This is a genomic window from Vibrio hepatarius, from assembly GCF_043642085.1.
Taxonomy (GTDB): domain Bacteria; phylum Pseudomonadota; class Gammaproteobacteria; order Enterobacterales; family Vibrionaceae; genus Vibrio; species Vibrio hepatarius_C.
This window is the reverse complement of the sequence record NZ_JBHZSA010000005.1, coordinates 168,855-190,384: the sequence shown is the minus strand read 5'-3', so window position 1 is coordinate 190,384 and position 21,530 is coordinate 168,855. Positions and strand designations below refer to the sequence as shown.

Annotated in this window: 16 protein-coding genes; 9 read left to right on the top strand and 7 right to left on the bottom strand. The window is 45.6% G+C overall.

Going from position 1 to position 21,530, the window contains the following annotated elements; genetic code table 11:
• Positions 1–96: 96 nt before the first annotated feature.
• Positions 97–729: a cAMP-activated global transcriptional regulator CRP gene (gene crp, locus ACHUFZ_RS12695; protein ID WP_004410522.1), complete on the top strand. Its 633-nt coding sequence runs from the start codon at positions 97–99 to the stop codon at positions 727–729.
• A 69-nt stretch (positions 730–798) separates the two neighbouring features.
• On the opposite strand, the gene ACHUFZ_RS12690 is transcribed toward crp, so the two are convergent.
• From ACHUFZ_RS12690 to ACHUFZ_RS12660, 7 genes are all read right to left on the bottom strand, one after another.
• Entirely contained in the window at positions 799–1,590 is a 792-nt protein-coding gene (locus ACHUFZ_RS12690; RefSeq protein ID WP_394127466.1) for a DUF1338 domain-containing protein, read from the bottom strand.
• Positions 1,591–1,784: 194 nt separating this feature from the next.
• A complete protein-coding gene (astD, locus tag ACHUFZ_RS12685) occupies positions 1,785–3,242 on the bottom strand; it encodes a succinylglutamate-semialdehyde dehydrogenase (protein ID WP_394127465.1) in 1,458 nt (485 codons plus the stop codon).
• Between the two features lie 35 nt (positions 3,243–3,277).
• Positions 3,278–4,297, bottom strand: a complete 1,020-nt coding sequence (gene astA / locus ACHUFZ_RS12680; RefSeq protein WP_394127507.1) for an arginine N-succinyltransferase — start codon at positions 4,295–4,297, stop codon at positions 3,278–3,280.
• Positions 4,298–4,403: 106 nt separating this feature from the next.
• A complete protein-coding gene (locus tag ACHUFZ_RS12675) occupies positions 4,404–5,618 on the bottom strand; it encodes an aspartate aminotransferase family protein (protein ID WP_394127464.1) in 1,215 nt (404 codons plus the stop codon).
• A 402-nt stretch (positions 5,619–6,020) separates the two neighbouring features.
• Positions 6,021–6,608 (bottom strand): aminodeoxychorismate/anthranilate synthase component II, encoded by a 588-nt coding sequence (locus tag ACHUFZ_RS12670; RefSeq protein WP_394127463.1) that lies wholly within the window; start codon positions 6,606–6,608, stop codon positions 6,021–6,023.
• 130 nt (positions 6,609–6,738) lie between these two features.
• Complete coding sequence (locus tag ACHUFZ_RS12665) at positions 6,739–9,336, bottom strand: ExeM/NucH family extracellular endonuclease (protein ID WP_394127462.1); 2,598 nt, start codon at positions 9,334–9,336, stop codon at positions 6,739–6,741.
• A gap of 347 nt (positions 9,337–9,683) precedes the next feature.
• On the bottom strand, positions 9,684–10,202 hold the full coding sequence (locus ACHUFZ_RS12660) for an FxsA family protein (RefSeq protein ID WP_394127461.1): 519 nt from the start codon (positions 10,200–10,202) through the stop codon (positions 9,684–9,686).
• Positions 10,203–10,531: 329 nt separating this feature from the next.
• Between ACHUFZ_RS12660 and aspA the strand changes: the two genes are divergently transcribed.
• The 8 genes from aspA to pyrI all read left to right on the top strand — a co-directional run bounded on the left by aspA (position 10,532) and on the right by pyrI (position 21,515).
• Positions 10,532–11,983 carry an aspartate ammonia-lyase gene (gene aspA / locus ACHUFZ_RS12655; RefSeq protein WP_394127460.1) on the top strand — a complete coding sequence of 484 codons (1,452 nt, stop codon included), beginning with the start codon at positions 10,532–10,534 and terminating at the stop codon, positions 11,981–11,983.
• 153 nt (positions 11,984–12,136) lie between these two features.
• A complete protein-coding gene (locus tag ACHUFZ_RS12650) occupies positions 12,137–13,444 on the top strand; it encodes an anaerobic C4-dicarboxylate transporter (protein ID WP_134834264.1) in 1,308 nt (435 codons plus the stop codon).
• A gap of 473 nt (positions 13,445–13,917) precedes the next feature.
• Positions 13,918–15,366: a YfcC family protein gene (locus tag ACHUFZ_RS12645; RefSeq protein WP_394127459.1), complete on the top strand. Its 1,449-nt coding sequence runs from the start codon at positions 13,918–13,920 to the stop codon at positions 15,364–15,366.
• Between the two features lie 880 nt (positions 15,367–16,246).
• Positions 16,247–17,470, top strand: coding sequence for an arginine deiminase (gene arcA, locus ACHUFZ_RS12640; RefSeq protein ID WP_004410565.1), 1,224 nt, complete (start codon positions 16,247–16,249; stop codon positions 17,468–17,470).
• A 60-nt stretch (positions 17,471–17,530) separates the two neighbouring features.
• Positions 17,531–18,442 (top strand): carbamate kinase, encoded by a 912-nt coding sequence (gene arcC / locus ACHUFZ_RS12635; protein ID WP_134834262.1) that lies wholly within the window; start codon positions 17,531–17,533, stop codon positions 18,440–18,442.
• 104 nt (positions 18,443–18,546) lie between these two features.
• Positions 18,547–19,557: an ornithine carbamoyltransferase gene (locus tag ACHUFZ_RS12630; RefSeq protein ID WP_005470961.1), complete on the top strand. Its 1,011-nt coding sequence runs from the start codon at positions 18,547–18,549 to the stop codon at positions 19,555–19,557.
• Positions 19,558–20,104: 547 nt separating this feature from the next.
• Complete coding sequence (gene pyrB / locus ACHUFZ_RS12625; protein WP_394127458.1) at positions 20,105–21,034, top strand: aspartate carbamoyltransferase; 930 nt, start codon at positions 20,105–20,107, stop codon at positions 21,032–21,034.
• Between the two features lie 16 nt (positions 21,035–21,050).
• Positions 21,051–21,515, top strand: coding sequence for an aspartate carbamoyltransferase regulatory subunit (gene pyrI / locus ACHUFZ_RS12620; protein ID WP_053438801.1), 465 nt, complete (start codon positions 21,051–21,053; stop codon positions 21,513–21,515).
• Positions 21,516–21,530 lie beyond the last annotated feature (15 nt).

The following is a 21,530-nucleotide window of genomic DNA, read 5'->3' as shown; positions in this document are numbered from 1 at the left end:
AGCACTTGTAAAGTGCTCTTATCCTAGTGGGCCTATTTAAGGCTTTGCTAAAACATGGAAAGCGGCAAGCGTACCCTGCAGAGGAAGTGAGATATTATGGTTCTAGGTAAACCTCAAACCGACCCAACATTAGAGTGGTTCCTTTCACACTGTCATATTCATAAGTACCCATCAAAAAGCACGCTAATTCATGCGGGCGAAAAAGCTGAGACGTTGTACTACATCGTTAAAGGCTCTGTTGCGGTTCTTATCAAGGACGAAGAAGGTAAGGAAATGATCCTTTCTTACCTAAACCAAGGTGACTTTATCGGTGAGCTTGGTCTATTCGAAGAAGATCAAGAGCGTACTGCTTGGGTTCGTGCTAAATCTCCTTGTGAAGTAGCAGAAATCTCTTTCAAGAAGTTCCGTCAACTAATTCAAGTTAACCCAGACATCCTAATGCGCCTTTCAGCGCAGATGGCAAGCCGCCTACAAGTGACTAGCCAAAAAGTGGGTGACCTAGCATTCCTAGACGTAACGGGCCGCATTGCTCAGACGCTACTAAACCTAGCGAAACAACCTGATGCAATGACTCACCCAGACGGCATGCAGATTAAGATCACTCGTCAAGAGATTGGCCAAATCGTTGGCTGTTCTCGTGAGACTGTTGGTCGTATCCTGAAGATGCTAGAAGAGCAGAACCTAATCTCTGCTCATGGTAAGACAATCGTTGTATACGGTACTCGTTAATTTCGATTAACGAATCAGAATTAAAAAAGCCACCGACTCGGTGGCTTTCTTTTTATCTAACGAACACTGCTAGCCGTTAGTACTTTCGAAAATCTTATCTGCAGATGCCGCAACAAACCCTGGGTAAAGTTCACCATTTACCATTGGGTAACGCTTAGCAAATTCATAGAAACCACCTGGGATGATTTCAGTGCCTTCGCTAAACTGCACCGCAACTTTGTCTGCCATGGTTGAGGATTGTTCTAGCAGTACCTCTGGAGAGCCTTTCACTTCACCACCAAACTCGTTAATGGTAAAGCCTGCCTCACGTAGGTGATTATTGACGCCAACCACTTCCTCAAACACATTCAATTGGTTAACGCTAACAGTAAAGTGGTTAGCACCATAGCCATGCGCCGCTAACCAAGAAGCGTACTCACTCTCTGCCGCTAATGTTTGAAAATCTGCGTAGCTTAAGTCCCATAAACGACCGCCAGACAAGAATTCATGACCTTTTAGCTTACTGGTGTCCAATTGCTCAACCAGCTTAGTGACGATAGCTTGCAATGCTTCTGAGCACTCTTCCACTTTTAGCTCACTGATAAACACTTTTGGCTGTTTCGGGTCAGGATGTTCAAAGTGCTTGGCTACCAACTTCTTGCTTTCAAACAGATAGTCACCGCAAGGTTTGTAGCCAACGTCTAAGAAAGGCTGCGCTAAAGTTGCAATACCCAATGGCTCGACATTGAAAGTTCGTAACGCAATATGGTCGTTGATCAGCGTTTCATCTTCTTGCAGTAGTTGATGCACTTTTTCAGCAGAGGGACACAAGCGTTGAATATAGTCCTTCCATAACGATTGGAATAAAGCATCTGGCGTCATAACGCCTCCTTGTTTACGGTTGTTTACGTTATCGGGTTAGTCGTTATTATTATTGGTTAAGTTATAAAAGAGGCTACCAAACCGATTTGTCCAGATAATCAGTCTGATAGCCTTCAACCTGTGACGTTAAAAGCCTCCCAGCTCAGGGAGGAAGAAGGGAATGCCCTAACTTAGGTTCTTTGACCTAATGTTTTTTAAAGCTCTAGTCCCGGGCTCAATGTTGCGGGAAGAAGAGTCTCTCCGCCTTCCATTGATGCCATAGGATAAGCACAGTAATCCGCGGCGTAGTAAGCACTTGGTCGTAAGTTACCCGAAGCACCTGGGCCACCAAATGGTGCATCACCACTTGCGCCCGTTAGCTGGCGATTTCGGTTAACGATGCCAGCGCGAATGTGGTCAACAAAGTATTCCCACTCGCTGTCATCGGTAGAAACCAGACCTGCCGATAAGCCAAAGCGCGTATCGTTAGCTAGCTCGACCGCTTTCTCTAGACCTTGGTAACGAACCACTTGTAGCAATGGGCCAAAGTACTCTTCATCTGGTAGCTCTGCGATCGCTGTGACATCAATGATACCCGGAGTAACAAACGCAGCTTGACCCGCTTTCGCTTCAATCAAGCTCTCACCACCCAATTTTTGCAGATTAGCTTGCGCTGCAAGGATGAAGTCAGCAGCTGCTTTAGAAATTTGCGGCCCCATAAATGGTGCAGGTTCAGCAAATGGCTGATCGACACGAATCTTCTTAGTTGCGTCCACCAGTTTGCTCACCAACAAGTCACCTTTTTCACCCACAGGTACGTACAGACGACGCGCACAGGTACAGCGTTGGCCAGCACTGATAAACGAAGACTGAATAATGGTATAAACCGTCGCATCCACTTCACCGTAGTTTTCAGAAATAACCATCGGGTTGTTGCCGCCCATCTCTAGCGCCAGCATTTTGCCCGGCTGACCGGCAAACTGTTTATGCAGGATATGACCAGTGTTAGCGCTGCCAGTAAACAGCACACCATCAAGACCTTTTGAGTCCGCCAGTGCAATACCGGTTTCTTTCGCACCTTGTACGAGGTTAATTACCCCTTTTGGCAGGCCTACTTGGTCCCACAGCTTCATTGCAAACTCGCCAGTTAGCGGCGTTTGCTCTGAAGGTTTAAATACCACGGTGTTACCCGCAAGTAGCGCAGGAACAATGTGACCATTCGGTAGGTGACCTGGGAAGTTATATGGACCAAATACGGCCATCACACCTAATGGGCGGTGGCGAAGGACAATTTGATTGCCCGCGGCTTCACGCTGCGCTCCACCGGTACGGTCATGGTAAGCACGAATCGAGATAGCAATCTTGCCTGCCATCGCCGCGGCTTCTGTGCGCGTTTCCCAAATCGGTTTACCGGTCTCTTTAGCGATGATTTCAGCGATCTGCTCGCTGTTCTCTTTTACCTTTTCGGCAAAGGCGAGCACAATCGCTTCACGCTCAGCAAAGCTCATTTTTTTCCAGCCCACAAACGCGCTGCGTGCAGCTGAGACCGCTTGCTCAACTTGCTCTGGAGTGGCACTCTCACCTTGCCAGATGACCTCATTGTTATATGGGCTTTGTGAGTTCATCGACTCACCTTGACCTGCCACCCATTCACCTGCAATCCAATGTGTCATAACTTGTTCCTTCAAATTTGTTCTTAATCTCAGCGTTACTGAGCTAACATGCGAACATAGTCGCCTTCGTTCACTTTCAATGCTTGCGCGACTTCAGGCGATAGAATCACCGATTCTGACTCATGGTCATGAGCTGCTTTGGCTGCTGTTGCACGGAAGTCTTCAAACGAAGTATTAGAAATTAGGTAATCTTGAGAGCTGCTATGCTCGGCAATCGTCACCTTGGCACGAATAGAGTGACGCACGGATTCAATATTACGCACATCACACTCAACCGTTGGACCGCCATCAAAGATGTCGACGTAGTTTCGGCAAGTGAAACCTTCTTTTTCCAGTAGGCGCAGTGCCGGACGGGTATTTTCATGTACCTCACCAATCACCGCTTGCGCTTCTTTACTCAGTAAGTTGATGTAGATTGGCAGTTTCGGCATCAGATCAGCGATGAAGCCTTTCTTACCAATACCAGTTAGGTAATCAGCCATAGTAAAATCAATTGAGAAGAAGTGCTCTTGCAGCCACTGCCAGAATGGCGAGTTACCTTCTTCATCAGAAACACCACGCATCTCAGCGAATACAGTTTTTGAGAAGCGGTGCGGATGCTCTGCCATCATTAGAAAACGACATTTCGACATCAGACGGCCATTCAAGCCACCACGGAATGACGGCCTCAAGAACAGAGTACAAATCTCACTACAACCTGTGTAGTTGTTGCCGAACGTCAGTAGTTTAACGACGTTATTCACACCCAGTTTCGGTGATGAATGCACCACGGTACTGATGTGATATGAATAGAAAGGCACATCCCAACCAATGGATGCTTCGATACCTGTACAACCGGCAACTTCACCAGTTTCACTATCAAAGCCCACCATCAGATAGCCTTCATCACCTGGCTCTGATACCTCTGGTTTTGTGAAGCTATATTCTGAATGAGTAATACGGTTAGTTAACAGTTCTTCGTTAACTGGTAGAGATGTAAATCCATGACCCGACTCAACCGCACATGTGTGCAGCGCGTCGTAGTCCGACATTGCGATAGGGCGAACAACCAGCATCGATACTCCCTCCTGATGCGGGATACCAATGCTATCGATCATGTGTTCAGGTAGCACTGGTATTGAGGGAGCTATTGCAAAACTGCTCCCCCGGTTTGTTTAATTATTATTTAGCTAGCGTTGCTAGAGCTTTATCTAGGCGCGCTAATCCTTCTTCAATTTCTTCTTTAGTGATAACCAGTGATGGGGTGAAACGTACTACGTTTGCTCCTGCCACTAGCACCATTAGGCCTTCTTTACCTGCTGCAACCAATACGTCGCGAGCGCGGCCTTGCCAATCGTCATTCAGTGCAGCACCAAGCAATAAGCCTTTTCCGCGCACTTCTTCGAACATGTTGTACTTATCATTCAGTTTAGCTAAGCCTTCACGGAACAGCGCTTCACGCTCTGCAACACCAGCTAGTGTTTCAGGTGCGCTAACAACATCAACCACAGCTTCTGCAACCGCACATGCCAGTGGGTTACCGCCGTATGTTGAGCCATGTGTGCCGACTTTGAGGTGCTTAGAAAGCGCCGTTGTCGTTAGCATTGCACCGATAGGGAAACCACCACCAAGTGATTTAGCAGTACTTAAGATGTCAGGCGTTACACCCAGACCTTGGTATGCGTAGAAATTACCAGTACGACCGTTACCGGTTTGTACTTCATCAAAAATCAGTAGTGCATTGTGTTTGTCACACAATTCACGCACTGTCTGTACGAATTCGTCAGTTGGAGAGATGATGCCGCCTTCGCCTTGAAGTGGCTCCATCATGATCGCACAAGTGCGATCTGAAATGTGTGCTTTCAGTGCTTCAACATCATTGTACGGTAGGTGAGTAACATCACCCGGCTTAGGACCAAAACCATCTGAGTAAGCCGCTTGACCACCAACAGTCACGGTAAAGAATGTACGGCCATGGAAGCCTTGTTTAAAAGCGATGATTTCTGATTTCTCAGGACCAAACTCATCAGCTGCGTAACGACGAGCTAGCTTAAGTGCCGCTTCGTTCGCTTCTGCGCCAGAGTTAGCAAAGAACACTTTCTCAGCGAAACACACATCAGTGAGCTTTTTCGCTAAACGTAGTGCTGGTTCGTTAGTCATTACGTTACTTAGGTGCCAGATCTTCTGACCTTGCTCAGTTAACGCATTCACCATTGCAGGGTGACAATGACCTAGGCAGCTCACGGCAATACCACCAGCAAAGTCGATATATTCAGTCCCCTGTTGGTCCCAAACTCGAGCGCCTTCGCCTTTTACTGGAATCATTTCCATTGGGTTGTAACAAGGTACCATTACCTCATCAAACAAACCGCGTTCTACTTTATTTTCTACAGTCATTGCACATTCCCTCTTAATACCGCATGCATAGCGAATATGGTGTCCTTACTTCGATTCAATGAAATAAGATATTGTTTTGCTTTTAAGCAACTACGGCATTGTATTTACATTTAATTAACCATTTCAATAGTGGTTTATTCTTTTTAATCGCCACTACGAAGTCTGATACTCATGATCCTTGAGTATTTATGCATTACCCTTTCACATTTATGAAGCAATATATTCTTATATTAAAGATAAGCTATGGTTAATCTTAGTCGCGATAAGGGCTGAGAAGTAGGCGTGACAAACTCTACGCATACTTTTTCACAAAGTATCCATACGCAAGTTTATGAAGAAAATGTTAAGAAAAGTGATCTAAGTCAGGCTTTAACCGAATAGCAGACACTGGAATTGAGTGTTTTAAAGCGGCGCTCGGGCAATAAAGTTGGCAAGGATCTGATGACCTTGCTCCGTTTTAATCGACTCAGGATGAAACTGAACCGCATCAATCGGCAGGGTTTTGTGTTGATAACCCATGATTTCATCCATGCTGCCATCTGCCAGTTGCGTCCAAGCTGTCAGCTCAAAACAATCCGGTAGCGTACCGTTTTTCACCACCAACGAGTGGTAACGAGTCACGGTCAGTGGGTTATTCAAGCCAGCGAAAACACTGCGATCATTGTGAGCAATTGGCGACGTTTTCCCATGCATTACCTGCCTCGCTCGCACCACTTCACCACCGAATACTTGGGCAATCGCCTGATGACCTAAACAGACACCAAGGATGGGTAGCTTTCCGGCAAAGTAGTCAATCGCTGCCAGTGAAATACCTGCTTCATTTGGGGTACACGGCCCCGGAGAAATAACCAAGTGGGTAGGATTTAACGCTTCAATCTGCTCTAAGCTAATTTCGTCATTACGCACTACTTTCACCTCAGCACCTAACTCACAGAAGTATTGGTACAGGTTATAAGTAAAAGAGTCGTAGTTATCGATAATCAGTAACATGGTGAAACGAACAGCATTGATAAATTGAATGGTTAGGGGCGGTATTGTGCAGCAAGGAAGAATAAAGGCAAGTGCAAACGATAAAATAAGGCCGGCATAGGCCGACCTTATCTGTTTACAGCAAGTTAACTTACTTACGACGACGCCATAGGGCTAAACCAAATAGCGATATCATGGCACCAAAGCCAAATGAACCCGCCATGTTCAGTTCTAGCACTGCTGGATCGTGGTCTGAAGAGCGGAAGTGGTCGTTGTACTTAGGTAGATCACCTTTGTACTCTTCGTTGTAATCAAACAGTTTCGACTCACCACCATTGATGTGCCAGTCCGTTGCATCAACAAAGTGCTTCTCTAGGCTTGGGCTCATCAGTAGATGGTCAAGTGCGCCCACTTCATCATTGAATGAGTAGCTCCAGCTGTTTGGATGCGCTTTCGCCACTGCATTGATGTAGCCGTAGCTATCAGTGATCACAGCGCCTTCGTCGCCAAACTGAACCTGACCGTCGATGTAAGTATTACGCGCTGCTTTGATCGTCTTACCATACTTCTCTTGGCTGTAATCGGTCAGTACTAGTAGTGGATCTTCCTTACCGTAAGCGTTTAAGTCGCCCAGAATCACTTTGTGACCGTCGATTTCATTTAGAGCTTCACCTAGCGCAACAGCAGCTGCAACACGGAAGTTTTCACAAGAACCTTGCTTATCTAGGTCCTTACCACCTTGTCCACCCTGCTCAACTGGTGCTGCGTCTTCCCAACACTTAGAACCTTTAGATTTAAGGTGGTTAATCGCAACCGTGATCTTCTCTTTAGTGCCTTTCACTTTGAACGTCGGCGCTAGAGAATCACGCTGGTAGTTCTTACCATCCTCAATCACTTTACCATTGTCATCTAAAACTTCTGGCGCTTGCTGACTTGGCATAGGGATTACGCGAGAGTCTTTCAGCTTAACTACTTTCGGACGGTAGATTACGCCAGTAGTAATCACGTCAGTACCAATGTAGTCGTTCTCGTCCGTCACTTTATCGCCGTTAGAGTCGATAGCAACGATGTCGTAGCGGTCTTTCTTCTTCGCAATACGAGCGTTCAATTGGTCCACAAGCTGACGAATTGCACCACTATCACCAAAGCCGTTATTTTCGATTTCCATCAGGCCGATGATGTCGGCGTCTAGGCGTAGGATCGCATTAACGATTTTCTCTTGCTGTACTTCGAATTCTTCAAAACTATTCGCACCACGGTTATTACCATGTGGATTTGCATCTCCACCAAATGGCGAGTTGAAGTAGTTGAGTACGTTAAAGGTAGCAATACGTAAATCGCCCTCTTTCATATCGATATCTTCGGTACGAGGGTCATTACGAATAAAGCTTTCGCTGGTTAGGGTATTGGTTGGAATTAGGCGGTAATCACCGTAGCTGTAGGTAATCACACCTTCTAGACCGACAATGGTATCGTCGATACGGATGTAATCTTCTGTAGAGCCATCTTGGTCAATGTCAGTACGGCCGAAGTCTGGATAGTACGGAATTGCTCCATCGCCAGCCTTAGCATCTGACTCAACATACAAGCGGCGCTCTGCGTTTTCAATGCTTTGCTGTTTCGCCTCTTCTGAACCTGCAGGGAAGTTCTGGTTTGGCTGCATGCTGATACGACCTTGCGCCAGTACCATATTGTTACGACGCGCTGCGTAATCGTAGCCAAAGGTACGGGTAACGCGCATATCCAGAGCTTCTGTGGTGTTCACCAACATACCTTCGTAACGCTCTAGTGTGCGGTCGAAGTTTTCATCCGTTGCTAGGATTTCGATGTCTGTCGCCGTTGGAGCAGCTTGCTCGCCTTGTTTAACCCAGTTGTTGTTTTCTGCTTTTAGTTGGGTGTGATCGTAGTACTCTTGTACCTTACCTTTCACACACACCACATCGCCCGCTTGCAGATCAGAACTTGATTGATTGGTATGAACAAACAGACCTTCTGAAGTCTCTGGGTTGTAGTCGTCCGTTAATGCTTGTAGGTAGAAGCCTTTAGTCAGACCGGTTGTTACCGCACTGACGACACCTTTAACAAAAAACTCTTCATCTGTGATGTATGGGTAACCATTAATAAATGGAGAGGTATCACCTTCACCTTGGATCTCTTGAATCGAAGTAAAGGTTGGAGTCGCACCATCTTGTGTACAAGCAAACGGTTCTGGCGCTGTACCACCATCAAGAACGCCTAAGCCCTCGATGCTGTCTTTCGGAAGTGATGACCATTGAGAAGCGTCATAAGTAGAAGAAGGCGTCATCGCATCCGAGTTACGTACTAGTGTTACGTCTTTAGCGAAATCAACGTCACCCACAACACCTAGGACATCGTGCTCTACCCCGTCCTTTAGTAGTGCAACAGGATCATCACCGTTAAAGGTAGCCAATGAACCGTTTAAGATATCAGCGATATCTTTAATATCTTGACTAGCTTGAGTATTTGCTACGACCAATACACTTTCTGCAGCTAGCACCTGGCCATTCAGAGAGAGATGACTGTTCCAGTCACCTTTACCATTAGACTTTTTCGCTAGCTCGTAACCATCAAGAGAAACGGCTGTATCGCCAGTGTTAGCAATTTCAATCGCTTTGTTGTAACCACCACCTTCTACATATTGAGAGATGATGATGTCTGCCATTGCTGGAGACGAAAGAGCACCGGCTACCACTGCGGCAAGTAGCGTAGGAGTTAATTTTTGTTTCATGTTATCCACCATGCATCGCTTCCAATGTTACACATCAACTAGAAAGCGTGTTCCAAATCACTTTTAGCGTGACTACTTATTAATAAACCTTGCTCAGTGTTGACGTTTTTTATGAAACAAAAAATTACATTCAGTGACAGTGAGATTTCGATCTCATAGATATGCTGAATATTTGAAGCACCATCAAGTTTTCAACATATCGTGATAACAGAAGTTTCAAAAATGAGAATATCTAGCTGATATAAATCAGGTTTTGCTAATAAATAAAGCAATAGCTCTACTATTGCCTTGATTTTTAGGCATAAAAAAAGGCGCTATAAAAAGCGCCTTTTTCATAATCAAACCGATCAATTCAATCTATTGCGATCGTCGTCATCTTTTCGCTCAAACTCGCCTTCAAAGGTAGAACCTTGCTGTGAGTCGTCACGATGAAATGGATCCTGCTCAAATGGGCTTTGACCAAATTGGTCGCCTTGAAAGCTACCATGGAAGCCATTACTCCCCATCGACTTGACCACCATTTTACCCATAAGGTATTTGGCAATCATAGCTCGAGGTGCTGGCAATAGCACCAGCATACCCAATGCATCGGTCATAAAACCCGGAGTCAGTAGCAATACACCTGCAACGGCCAGCATCACACCTTCAAAGATTTGCTGAGCGGGAAGCTCACCCTGTTGAAGACGGTTTTGGACCGACATTAATGTTTGTAAACCTTGGCTACGCACGAGGGAAGCCCCAACGAATGCTGTAATCAATACCAAGGCGATAGTTGGCCACAGTCCAAGAAAGCCACCAACTTGAATAAATAGGCCTATTTCGATGATAGGAACAAAAATAAACAGTAGTAATAAGATAGGAAACACACGCCCTCCTTTGTTGTACTCAGTGTACGTGCAAGGCGGTTTGAGCTCAAATTAAAGCAGTAAAAAAACGTGACATGAAAGTGATAAAAAACTCAATTAAACCCTACCACTAAAGGGTTATTAATACTCTGTTCATATCTAACCAAATTTTGACTCAACAAAAGCAGAAAAAGGTGATCAAGTTACTATTTTTATACGCTAGGTACAGTATCATGTGCCACATAAGTCAGGACGGATTATACAGCCAAAAATTCTGCCGAATGGATTCTTACACTACAGAATGGCTAGAAATAAACTTTATTATCAGAATAAATTCCTAAGGATCCTGTATGGCTACCCTAACTGATGCTCCAAAAACGGCTAACCCTGCAACTCGTATCGAAGAAGACTTACTAGGCGAACGCCACGTACCAGCTGATGCGTACTACGGCATTCACACTCTACGCGCGATCGAAAACTTCAATATTTCAAGCACTACTATCTCAGACGTACCTGAATTCGTCCGTGGTATGGTGATGACGAAGAAAGCCGCTGCACTAGCAAACAAAGAGCTTGGTGCGATTCCAAAAGACGTTGCTAACTACATCCTAGAAGCGTGTGATTTGATCCTTGAAACAGGTAAGTGCATGGATCAGTTCCCATCAGACGTATTCCAAGGCGGTGCGGGCACGTCAGTGAACATGAACACTAACGAAGTTATCGCCAACGTTGCACTTGAACTGATGGGCAAAGAAAAAGGCCAATATGAGTTCATCAACCCGAACGATCACGTTAACAAGAGCCAATCAACGAACTGTGCATACCCAACGGGTTTCCGTATCGCGGTTTACAACAGTGTTCATCAGTTGATGGAAGCGATAGAATACCTAAAAGGTGCATTCGAGCTTAAAGCACAAGAATTCAAAGGTGTGTTGAAGATGGGTCGTACTCAGCTTCAAGACGCAGTTCCTATGACAGTGGGTCAAGAGTTCCACGCATGGGCAGTAACGCTAAACGAAGAAATTCGAGCTCTAGACTACACCTCTAAGCTGCTACTAGAAATCAACCTAGGCGCAACCGCAATCGGTACTGGTCTAAATGCACCAGCGGGTTACCAAGCAACGGCAGTAAAACACCTAGCAGAAGTGACTGGCCTAGAAGTGGTTCCAGCAGAAGACCTAATCGAAGCGACGTCTGACTGTGGTGCTTACGTAATGACGCACGGCGCACTGAAACGTCTAGCGGTGAAACTGTCTAAGATTTGTAACGATCTTCGTCTACTTTCTTCTGGTCCTCGCTCTGGTCTAAACGAGCTAAACCTACCAGAAATGCAAGCAGGTTCTTCTATCATGCCAGCAAAAGTAAACCCAGTTATCCCAGAAGTAGTAAACCAAGTTTGCTTTAAAGTTCTAGGTAACGACAACACGGTTTCTTTCGCAGCAGAAGGCGGTCAGCTACAGCTAAACGTAATGGAACCAGTAATCGCACAAAGCGTGTTTGAGTCTATCTCTCTACTCCACAACGCCTGTGTTAACTTGCGTGACAAGTGTGTTGACGGCATCACTGTTAACAAAGAAGTGTGTGAGAACTACGTTTACAACTCTATCGGTATCGTCACTTACCTAAACCCATACATTGGCCACCATGAAGGTGACATTGTGGGTAAAATCTGTGCAGAAACAGGTAAGAGTGTACGTGAAGTGGTTCTTGAGCGCGGCTTATTAACAGAAGAAGAGCTCGATGACATTCTTTCTGTTGAAAACTTTATGCACCCAACGTATAAAGCGAAACGCTACGAGTAATCGCAAAGCGACAAGGCCCCAAACGGGGCCTTTTTTAGGCCTTTATACGGTTAACCATACACAGTCCAAGGTCTTTATTTTCTGATTATCTAAACATTCAGACGGTGAGTTTTTAGATAATCAGAATCAAAATAACTTTATGAGGTAATTATTATGGTAGCAGTAGAGCTCTTTGTCGTTCTGCTCTTTATCTATTTAGGGGCACGAATCGGCGGTATCGGTATTGGTCTAGCAGGTGGTGCGGGTGTTATCGCCCTGTCGTTAGTATTGGGCGTACCAACCAGCCAAGCATTCATTCCTATTGATGTAATCCTGATCATCATGTCAGTGATTACCGCGATTGCAGCTATGCAAGTCGCCGGTGGTCTAGATTGGATGGTACAAGTGGCTGAAAACTTTTTGCGTAAGCACCCTGAGCGCATCACATTTTACGCGCCGATTGTTACCTTCTTGATGACATTAATGGCAGGTACTGGTCACACCGCATTCTCAACGCTACCAGTAATTGCAGAAGTAGCCAAAGGCCAAGGTGTTCGTCCTTCTCGCCCTCTTTCTATTGCGGTTGTGGCATCTCAAATCGCCATCACTGCATCGCCAATTTCGGCAGCGGTTGTGGCATTCGCGGCAATGCTGGCACCAATGGGTGTTGATTACCTAACGCTACTTGCTGTGTGTATTCCAACCACCTTCGTTGCCTGTATGGTGGGTGCGTTCGTTGCAAACTTCATGGGCTGTGAGCTAAAAGACGATCCTGTTTACCAAGAGCGTCTAGAAAAAGGCCTAATCAAACTCGCTACAGATGAGCAGCGCGAGATCCTACCGACGGCGAAAAAAGCAACGTACATCTTCCTAGCGGCGATTGGTTTTGTGGTTTGTTACGCAGCGGCAATTTCAAACTCAATTGGCCTAATCGAGAACCCAGCGCTTGGTCGCAACGAAGCAATCATGACGGTAATGCTTGCAGCGGCAGCAGCGATCGTAATGAGCTGTAAAATCGACGCAGGTAAGATCCCAGCTGCGGCAACATTCCGCTCTGGTATGACAGCATGTGTCTGTGTACTTGGTGTAGCATGGCTTGGTTCAACATTCGTAAACGCACACGTAGATGGCATTAAAGAAGTCGCAGGCGCACTACTAGCAGACTACCCATGGATGCTAGCAATGGTACTGTTCTTTGCCTCTATGCTGCTTTACTCACAAGGTGCAACGACAGTTGCTCTAATGCCAGCAGCGCTTGCAATCGGTGTAGCGCCACTGACAGCCGTTGCATCATTTGCAGCTGTAAGTGCTCTGTTCGTACTTCCAACTTACCCAACGCTACTAGCCGCGGTTGAGATGGATGACACAGGCTCAACACGCATTGGTAAATACGTCTTTAACCACCCGTTCTTCATCCCTGGTGTAGCAACAATTGCTTCTGCGGTAGCACTTGGCTTCACATTTGGTGGTCTATTTATCTAATCGCATCAAGCGAATATATGGGGAGCTTCGGCTCCCTTTTTTATTTTCTCCACCGTAAAAGTACTTAGCTCACATTTCATTTTTGACTTTAATCAATAAAAGCGCCGAAATTTAATCTTGCATTTTAATCCGGCGATATGAATAAAATTCCCTTATTATTAAACCACAGCCATTTTCACTTAAGCCAAGAAGAAAACTCCGCCAAACAAAAGAATATTAATCCGACTATTTCAAACAATTAGTCTCCACTTAATCTTATGTGAAAAACCACACAAAGGAAGGGTCTATATTTTTGTGAAGACCCACAAAGTTACCTTTCCAACCTCGGATTAAAATAGTCCCAACAGGCAAGAAGCCTATATAAGAATTCCAATTACCAATAACTTCCCTACAGAGTTATTTTATTTTTAATAACGATGAGTCGCTGATTCACTTTTATTTATCGGTATATAAATAAAAGTAAGGAGATAGCCATGACAACCCAAACTGTACCGACCGAAGAAAAAAAAGGTGGCTTCTTTGCCAACTTTAAATTCCCTTCTGCATACACCATTCTTTTTATCTTAATTGCTTTAGTGGCAATGCTGACTTGGATCGTTCCCGCAGGTCAATACGACCGTGCCATGAATGAAGACCTAGGTCGTGAGGTTCCTGTCACTGGCACCTATCAGACCGTTGAAGGTAACCCTCAAGGTGTGATTGATGTTCTGCTAGCACCGATTGATGGCTTCTACGACCACAATAGCTATGAAGCTGCTGCAATCGATGTTTCTCTTTTCATTCTTATCATCGGCGGTTTCCTAGGTCTAGTAACCAAGACAGGCGCAATTGATGCGGGTATCGAGCGTGTTACCCATCGCTTGCAAGGTAGAGAAGAGATGATGATTCCTATCTTGATGGCACTGTTTGCAGCCGGTGGTACTGTCTATGGCATGGCGGAAGAATCATTGCCTTTCTACACTCTACTGGTTCCTGTGATGATGGCAGCACGCTTTGACCCACTAGTTGCCGCAGCGACTGTACTGCTCGGCGCGGGTATCGGTGTACTAGGCTCTACTATTAACCCATTTGCGACGGTTATCGCTGCCAACGCTTCTGGCATTCCTTTTACCGATGGCATCATGCTACGTGCAATCATGCTAGTGATTGGCTACGGTATCTGTGTTGCTTACGTGATGCGTTACGCTCGCATGGTTCGTGAAGACCAAAGCAAGTCTATCGTTTACGATAAGTACGAAGAGAACAAGGCGCACTTCCTTGGCAACCAAGATGGCGGCTCTCTAGAGTTCACAACAACGCGTAAAGTTATCCTAACTATCTTCGGTGGTTCATTCGGGGTAATGATTTACGGTGTATCCGTTGCAGGATGGTGGATGGCTGAGATCTCAGCTATGTTCCTAGCGGCAACGATTCTTGTTGGTCTAGTGGCTCGCATGAGTGAAGAAGACTTTACCAATAGCTTTATCGACGGCGCTCGTGACCTACTGGGTGTCGCACTGATTATCGGTATTGCTCGCGGTATCGTAGTGGTAATGGACCGCGGTATGATCACCGATACTATCTTGTTCTCTGCAGAGCAAATGGTGACAGGCCTATCGTCTGTAGTCTTCATTAACGTAATGTTCTTCCTAGAAATTCTACTGTCATTCCTAGTACCTTCAACGTCAGGTCTAGCGGTACTAACGATGCCAATCATGGCACCACTTGCTGACTTTGCTGGTGTGGGTCGTGAGCTTGTGATTACTGCTTACCAGTCTGCTTCAGGTCTAGTGAACTTAATTACGCCGACATCAGCGGTGGTAATGGGTGGTCTGGCTATCGCTCGCGTCCCTTACGTTCGCTGGGTGAAATGGGTAGCACCACTGCTCGCGATTCTGACTCTGTTCTGCATCGTATGTCTAAGTATTGCCGCGCTAATCTAAGTTAATCGTTTCTTTTCCTTACCCGGCTCACAGGAAGTGAGCCCTCTCCCAAAGCCGCCCTAGTGCGGCTTTTCTCGTATCTAGGCTAGGTAAGACCCGTCTAGAGATTCCCTACTCTCTTCTGCGTCGCTCTGTGGAATGACCACAAATCTCCTTCTCACTACAGCACTGTCATCCTCAAGAGTGAGGAACGAACGAGTTGGGGATCTCTTAGCGCTCGTCGCACTCTTTTAGATATTCCCTACTCGCTCCTGCGTCGCTCTATGGAATGACCCAAATTAACTCCTTCGCTGAACTATGGAATGATTAATTCAAATAACACCATTCAATAAATCCTATATTTCCCGATATTTATTAATAAGAAAAACTATCGCTATTAATTAACTCTATTAATCAATCTTATTTTAGTGTTTGGCGTATTTTAAATAACCAATGTGATCCAGAACAAATTTATTATCAAAAGTTTTGTTACCAGAGGGCTAATTTACTATTCAAAACCACTTAACTAGGAACTTATAGTGCATATTTCTAATCTATTCACTTTTTTATCAAGCTATTTAAATTGAATATTCTTCCTGTTAAACACCGCTAATCTAATCCTACGCATAAAGTGATGCATAAACTTCCCAATAAGCTACCTAAATAGGGCATTCACATCCAGGCAACAAGTGAATAGATATTGTTAAAACCCTTGTAAATCAAGGCCTAGAGCATAAAAAACGAACTGTGATTGACCTCTAAGAATCCCCTGCCAACAGGCGTAATATGAATTCCAGAAACAAAATAAGTGAATAAATAAATTCACGCTTCTATTCCCTACAAATTAATTATTAGTTTTTTAAATTAAAACTAATTAAAGAAATATAAGAGAGATACGATCATGAGTAAGTTATACGTAGGTTCTGAAATCGGTCAATTACGTCGCGTTCTTGTTCACCGTCCTAGACGCGCTCTCACTCACTTAACACCTTCTAACTGTCACGACCTACTGTTTGATGATGTGCTTGCTGTAGAACGTGCAGGTAAAGAGCACGATGTGTTTACTCAAACGCTACGTGACCAAGGTGTTGAGGTTCTACTGCTGACTGACCTTCTTGCTGATACGCTTGCAGTGCCAGAAGCAAAAGATTGGCTGCTAAGCCGTCAGGTTTCTGACTACCGTTTAGGTAAAACATTTGCTAACGACGTGCGCTGCTACCTGGGTGACCTTCCAAACCTAGAGCTAGCGAAGATCCTAACCGGTGGTCTGTCTTACGCTGAAATGCCAATGAAGTCTTCTTCTATGTTGCAAGGTCTTCACGCGCCAACAGACTTCATCATTGAGCCACTACCGAACCACCTATTTACTCGTGACACTTCATGCTGGGTATACGGTGGCGTATCTATCAACCCAATGGCGAAACCAGCTCGTCAACGTGAAACCAACCATGTTCGCGCTATCTACCGCTGGCACCCAACATTCGCGGGCCAAGACTTCATTAAGTACTTTGGCGATGACGAAAACATCAACTACGACAACTCTACCATCGAAGGCGGTGACGTGTTGGTTATCGGTCGCGGCACAGTACTTATCGGTATGTCTGAACGTACTACTGCGCAAGGTGTTGAGCACTTAGCATCAGGCTTATTCAAACATGGTCAAGCGAAGCAAATCATTGCAATGGAGCTACCGAAACACCGCTCTTGCATGCACCTAGATACCGTAATGACGCACATGAACGAAGATACTTTCTCTGTGTACCCAGAAGTAGTGCGTAAAGACGTTAAATGCTGGAGCCTAACTGGTGATGAGTCTGGCGCAGTCAATGTCAAAGAAGAAGGCTACTTCGTCACGGCTATCGAAAAAGCACTTGGCGTAGACAAGCTAAACCTTATCACAACCGGTGGTGACAACTTCCACGCAGAACGTGAGCAGTGGAACGACGCGAACAACGTACTTACTGTGAAACCTGGCGTGGTTATCGGCTACGAAGGCAACACTTACACCAACGAGAAATACGACAAAGCAGGCATCACAGTGCTACCTATCCCAGGTGATGAGCTAGGTCGTGGTCGCGGCGGCGCTCGCTGCATGAGCTGCCCAATCGAACGTGACGGCATTTAAGTAACCAGTTGATTTGGCAGGAGGGAACTTTCTCCTGCCCCCTGCAAAGAGATAACAGCAATGACTAAACAAACTGTAGTTGTAGCACTAGGTGGTAACGCTCTTCTTCGCCGCGGTGAACCGTTAGAAGCAGATGTGCAGCGCCACAATATTGAAATCGCGGTAAAAACCATTTCTGAGATCGCTCAAGAGTACAACGTAGTACTTGTGCACGGTAACGGCCCACAAGTTGGCTTACTAGCCCTGCAAGGCTTGGAATACAAAAAAGTCGCGCCTTACCCACTAGACGTATTGGGCAGTGAAACTCAAGGCATGATCGGCTACATGCTGATGCAAGAATTCAAAAACCAAATGCCTAACATTAACGCTACTTGCATGTTGACCCAAATGACAGTCGATCCAAAAGATCCTGCATTCGCTGACCCAACTAAGCCAATTGGCCCAATTTACGAAGAAGCTGAAGCGCGTGAACTGGCTGAGAAGTACCACTGGACAATCAAGCCAGACGGCCAACACTTCCGCCGCGTGGTACCAAGCCCACAACCAACGGGCATTATCGAGCATGAAGCGATCACTGCACTTATCGAACAAGGTCACTTAGTGATTTGTACTGGCGGTGGCGGTATTCCAGTGAAACGTGAAAACGGCAAGTTAGTCGGTGTTGAAGCGGTTATCGACAAAGATATGTCAGCAGCATTCCTAGCGAAACAGTTAGACGCCGATGCACTGCTTATCCTGACCGATGCCGACGCAGTTTTCCTAGATTGGGGCAAACCAACTCAACATGCACTGCGTAGCACTACCCCAAGCGAACTGGCGAAATACCAATTTGATGCCGGTTCTATGGGGCCAAAAATCGAAGCATCGTGCGAGTTCATTAAGCAAGGCGGCAAAGTGGTGGGTATCGGCTCACTGCAAGATGGCCTGCAAATTCTTCAAGGCACAGCCGGCACTAACATCACTAAAGGCTAGGCCCTAAATAAACATTAGTTATTTAAAACCAATTACCTTGTGCGCTTTCTTACCTCTTTCCCTGCAACCAAGAGAGCGCATACAAAACAAAGAAGGAAAACATCATGGCTTTTAACCTACGTAACCGTAACTTCCTAAAACTATTAGACTTTACTCCACGTGAAATCCAACACTTCTTGGATCTTTCTGCGGAACTGAAAAAAGCAAAATACAACGGCTATGAGCAACCTCGTCTAAAAGGTAAAAACATTGCGCTAATATTCGAGAAAACATCGACTCGTACGCGTTGCGCATTTGAAGTTGCAGCATTTGACCAAGGCGCTCAAGTTTCTTACTTAGGCCCATCTGGTTCTCAAATCGGTCACAAAGAGTCAATGAAAGATACAGCTCGCGTGCTTGGTCGCATGTACGACGGCATCGAGTACCGTGGTTTCGGTCAAGAGATCGTTGAAGAGCTAGGCGCATACGCTGGCGTACCAGTATGGAACGGCCTAACAGACGAATTCCACCCAACTCAAATCCTAGCTGACTTCCTAACCATGATGGAACACGGCCGCGGCAAGCAGCTACACGAAATGAAGTTTGCTTACCTAGGTGATGCACGCAACAACATGGGCAACTCGCTAATGGTTGGCGCAGCGAAAATGGGCATGGACATCCGTCTAGTGGCACCTAAAGCGTTCTGGCCAGAAGAAGAGCTAGTAGCAACATGTCGCGAAATCGCTGAAGAAACAGGTGCGAAAATCACGCTTACTGAAGACGTGCAAGAAGGCGTTCAAGGTTGTGATTACCTATACACTGACGTTTGGGTATCTATGGGTGAAGCGAAAGAAGCTTGGGCTGAGCGCATCAACCTAATGATGCCTTACCAAGTGAACATGGACATGCTAAAAGCAACGGGCAACCCACATGTGAAATTCATGCACTGCCTGCCAGCGTTCCACGGCGAAGATACTACCGTTGGTAAACAACTAGCAGCAGAATACCCTCAACTAAAAGATGGCGTGGAAGTAACCGATGAAGTGGTTGAGTCTAAACACTCTATCGTATTCGATGAAGCTGAAAACCGCATGCACACAATCAAAGCGGTAATGGTTGCGACACTAGGTGATTAATCACCACTAGTCGCAGCTAATACTCAAAATAGTTGGAGCTGTAGCAAGGCAACAAATGAATGAGTCTTCCTGAGTTTAGTCCGCTAAATGATTGGAGCGAATGAATACAGTTAACGCCGCTACAGTTTCAAATATGAAGAGTATTTCTGCAGGGAAATGCGGGTGGCAGGATAAGGGATACATTTCTCTTTGAATAAAGCCCGCATTTTTTTTCATCGATGATTTGGTGATTTAAACACAAAAACGCCCTCAAGCAAGATCCACCAAAGGTTGATTAAAAGTTTCGAAAAGATGCGAAATTCGCATAAAAATCCAATTTTTGGATACTTTTCGCAAACGCTTGCGCGGCGTTTTTTTGTGCGTATAATCCTCCGCAATTTGTCTTTGGAGTGAAAAATGAAACTGCTGACCGCTACTTATCGTTGTACGAGAAAGCGCCCTGAATCAGGGACAGTTGCTGTTTTATTTTTCTCATTCAATCCAATTTAAGCCTCCTATTTTTAGGGGGCTTTTTTTTGTCTGTAAATCACGACTAGGAAACATTGCTATGGCGCATTCGTTATTTAATAAGCACATTATCTCCATCCCTGAGCTCAGCCGTGAAGAGCTAGAGCTTATCGTCGATACGGCAGCAAGATTAAAAGCTGAACCCAATCCGGAACTATTGAAGCACAAAGTAGTGGCAAGCTGCTTCTTTGAGCCATCAACTCGAACTCGCCTTTCATTTGAAACGGCTGTCGAACGTTTGGGTGGCAGCGTGATTGGTTTTGATAACGGTGGTAACACCTCACTGGCGAAAAAAGGCGAAACATTGGCTGACTCAGTACAAGTTATTGCTTCGTATGTGGATGCGTTTGTTATGCGTCACCCACAAGAAGGCGCAGCACGTCTGGCTTCTGAATTCTCTAACGGTGTGCCTATCATCAACGGTGGTGACGGCGCGAACCAACACCCAACACAAACACTACTCGACCTATTCTCGATCTACGAAACTCAAGGCACGTTAGACAACCTTAACGTCGCGTTCGTCGGCGACTTAAAATACGGCCGTACCGTTCATTCACTAACCCAAGCTCTGGCGAAGTTTAACAATGTCCGTTTCTTCTTCATCGCACCAGACGCACTGGCGATGCCGGACTACATCTGTGAAGAGCTTGAAGAGTCTGGCATTACATTCAGCATGCACAGCAATATTGAAGAAGTGGTGCCTGAGCTGGATGTGCTGTACATGACGCGCGTACAGAAAGAGCGTTTTGATGAGTCTGAATATGCTCATATGAAGTCAGCATTCATCTTAACAGCAGCAACGCTAGAGGGCGCACGCGATAATCTAAAAGTGCTTCACCCACTGCCACGTGTTGACGAAATCACAGTAGATGTCGACAAAACCAAACACGCTTACTACTTCGAGCAAGCAGAAAACGGCGTTTACGCTCGTGAAGCGCTACTGGCTCTCGTTCTAAACCAAACCATTTAATTGCAGGAGAGATATCATGGTGAAAGAAACTCAACTTCAGGTAGAAGCGATTCGCAATGGCTCTGTGATCGACCATATCCCTGCCAATATTGGTATTAAGGTGCTTAAGCTGTTCAAAATGCATAAGTCGAATCAGCGCATTACGATTGGTCTTAACCTGCCATCTTCAGCGCTAGGGGCGAAAGATCTGATCAAGATTGAGAATATCTATCTAACTAAAGAGCAAGCTAACCAGTTAGCTCTTTACGCACCGAAAGCAACGGTAAACCAGATTGAAGAGTACAAGGTGGTCAATAAACTCAACTTGGCGCTTCCTGACAGTATTGAAAGTGTTTTTGAATGCCCGAACAGCAACTGTATTTCACATGGTGAACCAGTAGAAAGTCGCTTTAAGGTGCAAGAAAAACATGACAATGTGCAGCTAAAATGTCACTACTGTGAAAAAGTATTCTCTCGTGAAATCATGACAGAAGCTCGCTAACACCACCCCATCTAG